The sequence below is a fragment of the Albidovulum sediminis genome, assembly GCF_025380365.1.
Classification (GTDB): Bacteria; Pseudomonadota; Alphaproteobacteria; order Rhodobacterales; family Rhodobacteraceae; genus Albidovulum; species Albidovulum sediminis.
This window is the reverse complement of the sequence record NZ_JAOCQF010000006.1, coordinates 18,820-30,592: the sequence shown is the minus strand read 5'-3', so window position 1 is coordinate 30,592 and position 11,773 is coordinate 18,820. Positions and strand designations below refer to the sequence as shown.

At 67.2% G+C, this 11,773-nt stretch carries 17 protein-coding genes; 14 read left to right on the top strand and 3 right to left on the bottom strand.

Translation table 11 applies throughout. The features are described from left to right. Window position 1: 1 nt before the first annotated feature. Window positions 2-664 (bottom strand): flagellar hook capping FlgD N-terminal domain-containing protein, encoded by a 663-nt coding sequence (locus tag N5I32_RS19510; RefSeq protein ID WP_261497623.1) that lies wholly within the window; start codon window positions 662-664, stop codon window positions 2-4. Window positions 665-674: 10 nt separating this feature from the next. Continuing rightward, on the bottom strand, window positions 675-1,121 hold the full coding sequence (locus N5I32_RS21375) for a flagellar hook-length control protein FliK (RefSeq protein ID WP_261497622.1): 447 nt from the start codon (window positions 1,119-1,121) through the stop codon (window positions 675-677). A gap of 1,362 nt (window positions 1,122-2,483) precedes the next feature. Here N5I32_RS21375 and N5I32_RS19500 point away from each other — a divergent pair. The 6 genes from N5I32_RS19500 to N5I32_RS19475 all read left to right on the top strand — a co-directional run bounded on the left by N5I32_RS19500 (window position 2,484) and on the right by N5I32_RS19475 (window position 6,231). Beyond that, complete coding sequence (locus tag N5I32_RS19500) at window positions 2,484-2,795, top strand: rod-binding protein (protein WP_261497621.1); 312 nt, start codon at window positions 2,484-2,486, stop codon at window positions 2,793-2,795. Beyond that, a complete protein-coding gene (locus N5I32_RS19495; RefSeq protein ID WP_261497620.1) occupies window positions 2,758-3,138 on the top strand; it encodes a hypothetical protein in 381 nt (126 codons plus the stop codon). The genes N5I32_RS19500 and N5I32_RS19495 overlap by 38 nt, the downstream gene beginning before the upstream one ends. A gap of 189 nt (window positions 3,139-3,327) precedes the next feature. Beyond that, entirely contained in the window at window positions 3,328-4,578 is a 1,251-nt protein-coding gene (locus tag N5I32_RS19490; RefSeq protein WP_261497619.1) for a flagellin N-terminal helical domain-containing protein, read from the top strand. Between the two features lie 74 nt (window positions 4,579-4,652). Beyond that, the gene (gene flaF / locus N5I32_RS19485) at window positions 4,653-5,015 is read left to right on the top strand and encodes a flagellar biosynthesis regulator FlaF (protein WP_261497618.1); all 363 of its coding nucleotides are present in this window, start codon (window positions 4,653-4,655) and stop codon (window positions 5,013-5,015) included. Beyond that, window positions 5,012-5,416, top strand: a complete 405-nt coding sequence (flbT, locus tag N5I32_RS19480) for a flagellar biosynthesis repressor FlbT (protein WP_261497617.1) — start codon at window positions 5,012-5,014, stop codon at window positions 5,414-5,416. Before flaF ends, flbT begins: the two co-directional genes overlap by 4 nt. After that, entirely contained in the window at window positions 5,413-6,231 is an 819-nt protein-coding gene (locus tag N5I32_RS19475; protein WP_261497616.1) for a DUF1217 domain-containing protein, read from the top strand. The genes flbT and N5I32_RS19475 overlap by 4 nt, the downstream gene beginning before the upstream one ends. 79 nt (window positions 6,232-6,310) lie before the next feature. Here the strand turns inward: N5I32_RS19475 and N5I32_RS19470 are convergent, their stop codons facing one another. Next, entirely contained in the window at window positions 6,311-7,666 is a 1,356-nt protein-coding gene (locus N5I32_RS19470) for a FliI/YscN family ATPase (RefSeq protein ID WP_261497615.1), read from the bottom strand. An 82-nt stretch (window positions 7,667-7,748) separates the two neighbouring features. Here N5I32_RS19470 and N5I32_RS19465 point away from each other — a divergent pair, with 82 nt between their 5' ends. From N5I32_RS19465 to flgH, 8 genes are read left to right on the top strand one after another with little or no spacing between them, the layout of a single operon-like run. Beyond that, window positions 7,749-8,135, top strand: a complete 387-nt coding sequence (locus N5I32_RS19465; RefSeq protein ID WP_261497614.1) for a FlgB family protein — start codon at window positions 7,749-7,751, stop codon at window positions 8,133-8,135. A gap of 14 nt (window positions 8,136-8,149) precedes the next feature. Continuing rightward, a complete protein-coding gene (gene flgC / locus N5I32_RS19460) occupies window positions 8,150-8,533 on the top strand; it encodes a flagellar basal body rod protein FlgC (RefSeq protein WP_261497613.1) in 384 nt (127 codons plus the stop codon). 7 nt (window positions 8,534-8,540) lie between these two features. Next, window positions 8,541-8,834, top strand: a complete 294-nt coding sequence (fliE, locus tag N5I32_RS19455) for a flagellar hook-basal body complex protein FliE (RefSeq protein ID WP_261497612.1) — start codon at window positions 8,541-8,543, stop codon at window positions 8,832-8,834. Window position 8,835: 1 nt separating this feature from the next. Then, window positions 8,836-9,102: a flagellar biosynthetic protein FliQ gene (locus N5I32_RS19450; protein ID WP_261497611.1), complete on the top strand. Its 267-nt coding sequence runs from the start codon at window positions 8,836-8,838 to the stop codon at window positions 9,100-9,102. Window position 9,103: 1 nt separating this feature from the next. Further along, window positions 9,104-9,820: a flagellar hook-basal body complex protein gene (locus N5I32_RS19445; RefSeq protein WP_261497610.1), complete on the top strand. Its 717-nt coding sequence runs from the start codon at window positions 9,104-9,106 to the stop codon at window positions 9,818-9,820. Window positions 9,821-9,830: 10 nt separating this feature from the next. After that, on the top strand, window positions 9,831-10,616 hold the full coding sequence (gene flgG / locus N5I32_RS19440) for a flagellar basal-body rod protein FlgG (protein WP_261497609.1): 786 nt from the start codon (window positions 9,831-9,833) through the stop codon (window positions 10,614-10,616). Further along, a complete protein-coding gene (gene flgA, locus N5I32_RS19435) occupies window positions 10,616-11,047 on the top strand; it encodes a flagellar basal body P-ring formation chaperone FlgA (protein ID WP_261497608.1) in 432 nt (143 codons plus the stop codon). Before flgG ends, flgA begins: the two co-directional genes overlap by 1 nt. 10 nt (window positions 11,048-11,057) lie before the next feature. Continuing rightward, window positions 11,058-11,768: a flagellar basal body L-ring protein FlgH gene (flgH, locus tag N5I32_RS19430; RefSeq protein ID WP_261497607.1), complete on the top strand. Its 711-nt coding sequence runs from the start codon at window positions 11,058-11,060 to the stop codon at window positions 11,766-11,768. Window positions 11,769-11,773 lie beyond the last annotated feature (5 nt).

The window sequence follows — 11,773 nt, the reverse complement described above, 5'->3', positions numbered from 1 at the left end:
GTCAGCCCGGCACCCTCAGCGCGCTGACGGCCGACGGAGCGATCTCGATCCCTCCGGACAGGACGAGCAGGGGGCTTCCGTCCCTCGCCCTGACCTCGGTGACGGTCGCGTAGGAACCCGCCCCCGAGAAACCGATGGACGCGCCTTCAGCAAAGCCCTCGACCTTGAAGCTGTAGCGCCCGCTGGGCAATGTTGCGCCGCCGAAGCCTTCACCAGACCAGACGGCACGGGTCTGATCGGGCAGCAGCTCCAGCCGACCTGCCTCGCGCCCCTGGGCATCGTAGACGACGAGTTGCGCCGCCTCCGCGCCCGCCACCGGCTTCAGGTCAAGCTCGACCGGCGCGCCGGAAAAGGCCACGGGTGCCTCCGAAAGCGCCTCCCGCCCGATCCACGACGAATAGGCGGAAATCCCCGAAAGGCCAAGCTGATCGGCCAGGCCTTCGAGCAACTGGTTTGTCCTTACCTGCTGCTCGACACCCGAAAACGTCGCAAGCTGGGCGGCGTAATCGGAAGATTCGATCGGGTTGAGCGGATCCTGGTTCTGCAGCTGCGTCGTCAGCATCACGAGGAAAGTGTTGAAGTCGCTCTCGATCAGCGTGCCGCCGGTGCCGGAAGATGCCGTTACCCCCGACTGGGTTGACTGGGTGGCGGATGAAATGTCCATGACCTGTTCCTCACAATCTCAGATCGAGCCCGCCGCCCCTGACCGAAGGCGCGGGGCCGGATGACAGGGAAGGCGGTTCTGCCGGCCCGATGGCCTCACCGCCCTCCGCCTGGCCGAAGGATGCGGGCGGGCTGTGGGCGGCGGCGCCATGACCGTGACCGAACTGGAAATTGCAGTTGTGCACCCCCGCACCCCGAAGCTCCGACGCGAGGAGATCGACATGACGGCGCAGCAGATCGAGGGTTTCGGGCCGGTCTGCCATCAGGGTGACCGTGGTTTCGCCCGCAGACCGGTCGATGCTGATGCGAACGTGGCCAAGCTCGTCCGGGCGAAGGCTGACCTCTGCCCCGTCCGGTCGAAGCGCGACGGCTGCGGCGAGTTGCTCCGCAATATGCGGGGCCGTTGCGCGGTCGCGCAGCGCGGCCGATTTATCCGAAAACGCCGTATCTCTTGGCACGGTGGCGGTCTGAGGGAAGAGCGCCGGCTGGGTCGAAAGGGCATCCGTCGCAATCGCAGGGCGCAGCCCTGCTCCCGGGTCGCGGTGCGCGCGGTTGTCATCCCCACCCTGGCGAGCGGGAGCGGGACCGTCCCGGCCAACCGCGAAGCTGCCCGCATCACGCGCGCCCGTATCCACCGCCGCCGAATTCGGCTCGGCCGCGCCCCCCGGCGCTAGCGGTCCCACTTGCGTCGTGGCCGGGTGCGGCACCCGAGATTCATGCGCACCGGCCCTGACACCAGATCCGGAACTGACAGCCGGCGTCACCTCGCGTTCATGCGGCCCAGGCCCCGGCGCACCATGCACTCCGCTCGGTGGTGTCGGTTCGTCGTTGGAACGCGACACCGGGGGCGCGTCGGACGATGGGAGAGCGGGCGCAATGGCGGCGGAATGGATATCCTGCCCGTTCGCGTTGGAGGTTGCCAGTTGCCCCATGGGTTCCGCCTGCCGCGATTGGCCGGGCAGGGCCAGCACCGGAGGTGCCGTATCGTCCAACCGGGGATTGTCCCCACTGTGGGCGCTCACCCGCAGACCAAGGTCCTCCACCTGAGGCGCCAACCCCACGGCAACCGTCGCGCGAGATAGCATCAAAGGGCTGGCGACCGCGGTCGCCGCTGTCTGTACCGATGCGCCCGGAACCTCCGCGTCGGGGGGGTGGCTGGCGGAAGGCAATGACCCGGAGGCTGATGCGATTCCGGTCAGCGAAACCGACGGGGCGGCAGCACGCTCGGTTGTGGCCTGAAGTCCCCCGGCGCCCCTGCCTGGCTCGGCGGCAGGCGGTCGCGTTCGGGAGCCGGCAGGCAGGATCTGCGCCGCGTCCGCATCCTGCGCATCCGGTTCGGACATTCGCGCGATGCTGGCGGGGGGCTGGCGCGCGGCCAGCGGGGGGCTGGAAGCCGACACACCACCCGACGCAAGATCGGCGCCGGGAACCTGCGGAACCAGGCCCGCAGCAGTGGCACGGGCAGGCGGCGCTAGGACAGGCATCGTTGCCGCCATCCACCAGATCTCTCCTGGGCCTGCCGCGGTCCGATCTTCGGGCGATGCCTTCACCGGCTCCTGATCAGGCCCGCCCATTCCGCTTGACCGCCCCGCGAAAGTCTCCGCGAAGGCCTCCACGAAGCCTTCCGCCCCCGCGCCGGCAGCCTCGCCCTCCCCCTGAGGAGGCATTCCCGTCCGGGACCGGGGAATGATGGTCGGCTCGATGCGATTCTGTTCCATAGCCAGTCCACGTGTCACTGGCCGCAGTCTTGGCGCCGGAAGTTACGACATATTTACCGGCGTCCCGGAAATTGCGTCCAGTTGATCGGATCGGACGGCGCGATGAGCATCGAAGGACCAGCCGCCAGCGCGTTTGCGACCGAGGGGCCCGCAACGCGACGGGCAGGCGGACACACCGACTGCGCCGCCCTTCGCGCCGCAGCGCGCCAGCTTGAATCCGCGTTTCTTGAGGAAATGCTCAAGCAGGCGGGCCTTGGCGAAATGACGGGCGCCTTCTCGGGCGGGGTGGGAGAGGCTCAGTTCGCCTCGTTCCTGCGCCATGAGCAGGCCGATGCGATGACCGATGCGGGCGGCATCGGATTGGCGGAAAACATCTTTGGCCACCTCGCGGGAAGGACTGACTGTGACGGATGAAGGGGCACTGCTGCGACGGCTCGAGGAAGTCGTGGCACTTGAACGCGACGCGCTGCTGAGGGCCGATCACGCGGCGATCGGCGCGCTCGGGCCAAAACTGGAGATGCTTTCGCAGCAGATCCTGCCGTTGCTGTCGTCCTTGGATCGCCCGGTTCTGAACCGTCTATCAAGGTCCATGCGCGACCTGCGCAGGCTGTCTTTGGCGTCGCTCTCGGGGATCACGGCCGCGCGCTCGCGCCTGGATGCGCTGGCCGGCCGCGGCACGGAGCTGAGCACCTATGACGTGCGCGGGCGCCTGTCGAGCGTCAGCTTCGGCGCCAGTTCCGTCGAACGCCGCGGCTGAACGCAATTGACTAAAACTCAAGTCATTTCAACGACGTGATTAGCGATGTCTTAGAGGTTCGTCCGCAATGTGGGCCTGCATCCCAGAGGGGGTGGCGCGGCCTCGATCGGCCGCAGGGATCAGAACGCCACGATTGCCGCAGCGCGGCTCCATTCCGGCGCAAAGTGCCGTTTACGTAAAGGACTGAAAATGTCGAGCATTCTGACCAACACCAGTTCCATGGTCGCCCTTCAGACGCTGAAAGGCATCAACGCCAACCTTTCCAAGACCCAGGACGAGATTTCGACGGGCAAGTCGGTGGCCTCGGCCAAGGACAACGCCGCAGTCTTCGCGATCTCCAAGGTCATGGAGGCGGATGTGAAAGGCTTCAAGGGCATCTCCGACAGCCTTTCGCTGGGCGAATCGACCGTCGCCGTCGCCCGGCAGGCCTCCGAGACGATCACCGACCTCCTGACCGAGGTGAAGGGCAAGATCGTCGCCGCGCAGGAAGACAACGTCGACCGCGCCAAGATCCAGACAGACATCGACGCGCTTGTCGACCAGATCAATACGGTGGTCGGCGCCGCGCAGTTCAACGGGCTGAACCTCGTCGACGGATCGCATGCGACCGTCGATGTCCTCGCCTCGCTCGACCGCCAGTCGAACGGCACGGTGAACACCTCCTCGATCACCGTTACGGCACAGAACCTGGCGACCGGCGGCTATACGGCCAAGGCCGCGTTCACCGGCACGACCGGCGCCTCGACCGATGCCGACAGCGCGGTGACGACGCTGGCCAAGGCCGATACCACGGGTGTCGCGCTCGTCCTCGACGATGCGGTGACCTATGCGGCGGGCGATCGTATCTCGGTCACGCTCGGCGAGAAGGAGATCAGCTATACCGTCACCGCGGAAGATGCGGCGCAATCGGCCGCGGGGGTGACCAACATCATCGGCGCCGGCCTGAAATCCGCCGCCGATTCGCTCGGCATCACCGACTTGCGGGTCGATTTCGCCGCGAACGATGGCACCAACGACGCTTCGCTGACCTTCAAGGTGGCCGATACCGACGGCGACACGAACTCCGCACTCGCCCAGGACATGACGATCACGGCGCAGTTCAAGAACGCAGGTTCCGGCGGGCTCGGGCTTCTGTCGACAATCGATGTCTCGACCTCGAACGGCGCGGCTTCGGCGCTTGGCAACATCGAGGGGCTGATCCAGACCGCGATCGACGCCTCGGCCGAATTCGGTTCGGTCGAAAAGCGGATCGAGATCCAGAACACCTTCGTGGGCAAGCTTTCGGACGCGCTGAAGGCGGGTATCGGCTCGATGGTCGATGCCGACATGGAGGAGGCGTCCGCCCGGCTGCAGGCGCTGCAGGTCCAGCAGCAGCTTGGCATCCAGTCGCTGTCCATCGCGAACCAGGCGCCGCAGAACATCCTCGCGCTCTTCCGCTGATCCTTGCGCCCGGCGGGCATCGACCCGCCGGGCCGCCCGGATGAACCGCAGCCCTCAACATCCCCGGTGGCGACGTGAACGCACATATCCCTGCCCATGCTTCCTACACGGCTTTCGCCGCACCCGTTCGCACGCCGCGCGCGACGGAATATGATCTCCTGGCGCGAACGACCGGCGCACTTCTGCGCGCCAGGGGTTTCGCCGCGCTGGCCAAGGCGCTGCACGACAACCGCCGCTTGTGGACCGCCCTGTCCGCCGACGTGGTAGAGCCTACCAACGGCTTGCCGGCGGAGTTGCGGGCGCGTCTCTTCTATCTCGCCGAATTTACCGCGCACCACTCCCGCCGCGTCCTGGCGGGGGAGGGTGACGTTGCCGTTCTGATTGACATCAACACAGCGGTGATGCGCGGGTTGGCCGCCGGCGGGAGCGACACATGAGCGGCCTTGTCCTGAAGCTTGCCCCCCAGGAACGGCTGCTGATCAACGGCGCCGTCATCGAGAATGGTGACCGGCGTTCGCGGCTGACCATCCTGTCGCCCAATGCCCATATCCTGAGGCTGCGCGATGCGATCCATCCTGACGCGGCCAACACCCCGGTCCGCAGGATCTGCTATATCACCCAGCTGGTGCTGTCGGGGGATGCGGACCCGGTCGAAGGCAGCAAGCAGATCCTCAGGGGCATCGAGCAACTGAGCCAGGTTTTGCGCGACGACGACAGCCGCACCCAGCTCGCAGCCGCGACCGACGCGACGATCTCGGGGCAGTTCTATCCGGCGCTGAAGGCCCTTCGCGCCCTGCTTTCACGCGAATCGCGGCTGCTCTCGGCAAGCCTGACATGACCTTCAACCCGGTGATCCCGCTGGGCGGGCTGCAGGGATGGCGTTTCCTCGACCGCACGCTGGAAACACAGAAAACCGCCTTTGCCCGAAGCACGAGCCTGGCGCGGGAAGAGGCATATTTCCGCGAGAACATCGGCAAGGCCCGAACGGCCGAGGCTCTGGTCGCCGATCGAAGGCTGCTGTCCTTCGCGCTGGATGCCTTCGGCCTCGGCGCCGACGTCAACAGCCGCGCCTTCGTGCGCAAGGTGCTGGAAAGCGCCACGGGCGACGGCTCGGCGCTGGCCAACCGGCTGGCGGATCAACGCTACCGCGACTTTGCCCGCACCTTCGGGTTCGCGGACCCCGGCGGGCCGCGCACCACGGTCGGGGCGACGGTGGACCGCATCGTGTCCTTCTGGCGGGAGGAGCGGTTCGAAACCGCCGTGGGCGACGTGGATCCGGGCATGCGCATCGCGCTGAACGCGCGGCAGGAAATCGCGCGGATCGCGGCAGCACCCAACACCGACGACGGGCGCTGGCTTGCGGTCCTGGGCTCGGCGCCGCTGCGGGAGTTCATGCAGACCGCTCTCGGCCTTCCGCGCGCCTTCGGGTCGATCGATCTTGACCAGCAGCTGGTCACGCTGCGCCGCCGGGCCGGCTCACTTCTGGGTCAGGAGGAGATTTCGGGATTTGCCGCAGCGGGCGCGATGGACAAGCTGCTGCGCAACTACTTCGTGCGGAGCGAGGCGCCCGCGGCGGCAAGCCGGTCGCAGGGGGCGGCGCTGACGCTTCTTAGCCAGGCGGCATCGCGCGGCAGCCTTTCACGGCTGATCTGAAGCGGCACCGGCGGGCCCGACCCCTATCGCCGGGCGGCAGCCGCACCGGTCCGGACTAAGCTTCACCCACCTGCGCCGATCATCCCTGAGGCCGAACGAGGCCGATCGCGCCCAGTATCTCCCTTGAGGAAAGGATCGCCGAAAGCCGCGCAAAACTCTCCCTCGCTCCGCCCCGCGCCTCTTCGGCCAGAAAGGCGTCAAGTGCCGGCCAGAGCCTGATCGCCTCGTCCACTTCGGCGTCGGTCCCCGCGACATAAAGGCCCGACTGGATCATCAACTCGGTCCGGGCATAGGCGCCCAGCAGCCGCCGGACCTTCCCGATCAGGGCATTCTCCTCGGCAGATGCAGCCGCGGGCAGGGAGCGTGACACCGATCGCAACAGGTCGATGGCCGGGAACCTGCCCCGCTCCGCGATGGCGCGGTCGAGAACGACGTGGCCGTCGAGCACCCCACGCAGGACATCGGCCACGGGTTCGTTCATGTCCGACCCTGCGACCAGGACGGTGAACACCGCCGTGATGTCTCCCATCCCCTCCGCCTCCGCCCCCGGGCCTGCGCGCTCCGCAAGGGACATCACGGACTGGGCAAGCGAGGGGGGGTGCCCTCGAAAGCTCGGCGATTCGCCGGCTGCAAGGGCAATCTCCCGGTGGGCTTCGGCGAAGCGGGTCACGGAATCGGCCATCAGCAGGACATGCCTTCCCCGGTCCCGGAAATGCTCGGCCACGGCCATTGCGGACCAGGCGCAGCGGCGCCGGACCAGTGGCGACTGGTCGGATGTCGCCGCCACGATGACCGTGCGCGACATCGCCGGGCCGATGACCTCCTCCGCAAACTCGCGCAGTTCGCGACCGCGCTCGCCGATCAGGGCAAGCACGACGACATCGGCCCGAACGCCGCGCGCCAGCGTGCCGAGAAGCGTCGACTTGCCGACGCCCGACCCGGCGAACAGCCCCACACGCTGGCCCCGGACGATGGGCAGAACCGTATCGAAGGCGGCCGAACCGGTGTCAATGCGCTGGCCAAGGCGGCGCCGGCGCGCGGGGTCGGGCGGCTGTGCGCGAAGATCCCGCGCGCGGTCGCCGGGAAACAGGGCGCGCCCGTCCATCGGCCGGCCGAGCGGGTCGATGATCCGCCCCAGCCAATCATCCGCAGGCGACAGCCGCACCGGACCACTGCATTCGACCGGATCATCGATGCGGACGCCTTCGATCGCCCCTTCGGCAAGGATCGCCGCACCAGATCCGTTCAGGGCGACAACCTCGCCCGAAGAACGGCTACCCCCCAGCAGGCGCACTCGGTCGCCGATGGCAAGACGCCCCTGGCCCGCCGTCACCCTGATCACCCCGCGTTCGATCGCCGCAACGCGGCCGATGACATGCGTCGGAGTGCAATCCGCGATCCCGGCGCACAGCCCGTCAAGCCCGGCAAGAGACATTCTGTTCTCCGTTGGTTCCCTCTTACCGTTTCTAAAGGAATCGCAGTTAAGGCTTGATTGAAAGCTCGGAGGAGAAGCCCCGATGTTCCAGCAGACCGAGATCCTCGGCATCGCGTCGGCCCTTGCCCGCCACGCCACGCAGCGACAGTCGCTGATCGCGGAGAACGTGGCGAATGCCGACACGCCCGGCTATCGCCGGCGCGACCTGGAGAGTTTCGCCGAGACCTATGACAGGGGCGCGCAGGCGCGGATGCACGCCACGCGTCACGGGCACTTCCAGACGTTTGCGGCCGAGGCGGGCGGTTTCCGGGTGGCCCGGACGGGCGGCGGCATGTCCCCGAACGGCAATGATGTCTCGCTCGAGGACGAGATGGTGCGGGCAGCGTCAATCCGGCAGGACCACGACATGGCGCTGTCGGTCTACCGGGCCTCGCTGGGCGTCCTGCGCGCCAGCCTGGGCCGCGGCTGAGGGGGGGGCTTGCGATGTCCGACCTTCTGCGGGGTTTCGAGATTTCGGCCAGCGGGCTGAAGGCGCAGGCACTGCGCCTGCGGCATGTGTCCGAGAACATCGCCAATGTGGACACGCCGGGTTTCCGGCGGAAGCTGACGACCTTCGAGGGCGCGCGCGACGGCAGCGGCGTGGTTTCGACCGGCCCCGAGCGCCTCGATCAGACCGCTCTGCCGCGGGTCTTTGAGCCCGGTCATCCGCTGGCGGACGAAAACGGCTACTACGACGGGTCCAACGTCAACATCATCGTCGAGATGGCCGACGCGCGCGAGGCGCAGCGCAGCTACGAGGCGAATCTGCGCATGTTCGACCAGTCGCGCCACATGGCGCGGGACCTGCTCGACCTTCTGAAACGCTAGGTGACGCATGATCAACGATTCCCTGTCGGCCCTGCGCGGTTATTCCCAGTCCCGCCCGCTCACCGAACCGCAGGCGGGCGGGGCCGCGCAGCCACGATCGGCCGCGGCGCAAGCGGTGGGCGAATTTGCCCAACTGCTGTCGAGAAACGAGGAAACCGCGATTCAGGCGCTGACGGGCGGGGCCGATCCGCATGCCCTTGTCGAGGCCCTGGCGCAGACCGAGCTTGCCGTGGAGGCCGCCGTGACACTGCGCAACAGGGTGGTCGAAGCCTACCAGGAAATCCTCCGGATGCCGGTGTGACATGACCGAGCAGCAATTCTTCGATATTCTGCGCCAGGGTCTCTGGGTCGCCACGGCAACGGCGGCGCCACTTCTGTCCGTCGCGCTGGTCGTCGGCATCGTCATCGGGCTTTTGCAGGCGCTGACCGCCGTGCAGGAGGCAACACTGACCTTCGTGCCAAAGCTTGCGGCGATGCTGGCGGCGCTCTGGGTCGCCATGACCTACATGTCGCACAGCCTCGTCGAGTTCTTCGTGGCGGGCATCCTGCCCCTGATCGAAAGAACCTGACATGGACAACACCCTCTACACGACACTGAACCGCCAGGCCGGGCTCCTGCAGGAAATGCGCGCGATCGCCAACAACATCGCGAACTCCGACACGGCCGGCTTCCGTAGGGAGGGTGTCGTCTTTGCCGAACATGTCGTCCGCCTCGGCAAGGACGAGCCGAGCCTTGCCATGGCCGATGGCGTGGCGCGGATGATGGACCTCCGGAACGGCGCCTTGCAGCCGACGGGTGGCGCCTTGGACATCGCGCTGGAGGGCGAAGGGTTCCTCCTCCTCTCCACCACGGACGGTGACCGGCTGACGCGCGCGGGCAGTTTCACCCTGTCGCCCGAGGGCGAGATCGTTGCGGCGGACGGCGCACGTCTTCTCGATGCCGGCGGTGCCGTGATCGCGGTGCCTCCGGGTTCGGGCAAACCCGTGATCGCCCGCGACGGGACCGTCTCCGTCGGCGGTACGCCGTTTGCCCAGATCGGCGTCTATCTTCCGGCAGACCCGGCCTCGCTCCGCCACGAAGGCGGAACCCGCTTTGCCTTCGACGGGCAAGCCGAACCCGCCGAGGGGGCACAGGTGTTCCAGGGCTTTGTCGAGGCATCGAACGTCGAACCGGTGCGCGAGATCACCCGAATGATCGAGGTGCAGCGCGCCTACGAGGCAGGACAGGGGTTTCTCGATCGTGAGGACAGCCGGATCCGCGCCGTAATCGAAACCCTTGGAAGGTAGGAGCAACCGCATGCGCGCCCTTGATATCGCCGCAACCGGGATGAGTGCCCAGCAACTTCGGGTCGAGGTGATCTCCAACAACCTCGCGAACATGTCGACGACGGCCTTCAACGCCCGCCGCGCCGAATTCGCGGACCTGCACTATCAGCAGATAGTCCGGCCCGGGACGATCAACGCAAGCGACGGGACTCTGGTCCCGACCGGCGTCCAGGTCGGCCTCGGCGTCCGACCCGCCGCTATATCGGTCGACGTTTCGCAAGGCTCCCTCTCCAACACCGGCGGCGACCTCGACATCGCCATCGACGGACTGGGTTATTTCGAGGTCACGCTCCCCTCCGGGCTTTCCGCCTACACGCGGGACGGGTCGTTGAAGCTGTCGGCCGATGGCCTGGTCGTGACCTCGGATGGCTACCCGGTCGTGCCCGACATCACCGTTCCCGCCGACGCCCGCGACATTTCCATCAGCCCCGCGGGGGAGGTCTACGCCTTCTTCAACGACCGGGTCGAGCCGGAGCTTCTGGGGCAGATCACCCTGGCCGGTTTCAGCAATGAAAAGGGGCTGGAGGCGGCGGGGTCCAACCTGTTTCTGGAAACCTCAGCGTCAGGCCCTGCCTTGATCGCAGTGCCCGGCGAAAGTGGCCTGGGAAGCCTGCGTCAACATTACCTGGAAGACAGTTCGGTCGACCCGGTCCGCGAGATCACCGAACTGATCAAGGCCCAGCGCGGGTACGAGCTGAATGCCAAGGTCATTTCTGCGGCCGACCAGATGCTCGGCGCCACCACCCAGGTGCGATGATGCGCGCCCCTGCTGCCCTTGCCGCCCTCATCCTCGCCGCCGCCGGCGCGCCCGTCAGCGCGGAAACCGCGGTTGCCGCGCGCGCGATACCGGCACGTCAGGTCATCTCGGTCGACGACATAGCAGAGGGTACCGCCACCGTCCCCGGCGCCGCCACGCTTGAGGCGGCCCTCGGCATGGAGGCGCGGGTGACGATCTTCAAGGGCCAGCCGGTGCTGCTCGCCAGCCTGGCCGAACCCGCGTCCATCGAACGAAACCAGCTTGTCAGGCTGGTCTTTTCGGCACGAGGCATCACCATCGAGACGGAGGGGCGCGCGCTCGACCGTGCCGCTTCCGGCGCGCGGGTCCGTGTGCTCAACACCGGCTCGCGATCGGTCGTCGTCGGGCTTGTCCGGCCAGATGGCGCCGTCGAGATTTCCAACCCGAATTGAGGAGCGCAGGATGCGCGGCAAGGCCCTTATACCGATACTGCTTGCAACAATGGCGTGCACGAGGCTTGAAAACGTGGGCCGGGCCCCGGCCTTCAATCCCGCCGAAACCGGCGAGGAGTTTCGCGCCATGGCCGGGGCGGCGCTGCCCATGGGCGAGAGCGCGGAAGGCTCGCTCTGGTCGCGCGACCGCGGATCGCTGCTTGGGGACCGCCGGGCCATGCAGCGCGGCGACATCCTGACCGTCGTGATCGAGATCGACGACAAGGCCGAGATCAGCAACAGCACCGCCCGTTCCCGGACCGGCTCGGATTCGATGGGGATTCCGTCGCTGTTCGGCCTGCCGGAAGCGGTCGACAAGGCCCTGCCCGAAGGGGCAAGCCTTGCCAGCGCAGTGGCGACGAATTCGCAATCCAACTACCAGGGCGACGGTTCTGTGGCTCGCAAGGAAAAGCTGACCCTGCGCATCGCCGCGACGGTGGTCGAGACGATGCCGAACGGTGTCCTGCGCATCCAGGGCTCGCAGGAGGTGCGGGTGAACTTCGAACTGCGCGATCTTGTGGTCAGCGGCTTCGTCCGGCCCGAAGACATCTCGCGCCAGAACTCCATCACCTACGACAAGATCGCGGGCGCGCGCATCTCCTACGGCGGCCGTGGACAGATTACCGACGTCCAGCAGCCTCGCATCGGCCAGCAGATCGCCGACATCGTCCTGCCGTTCTGAGGGGT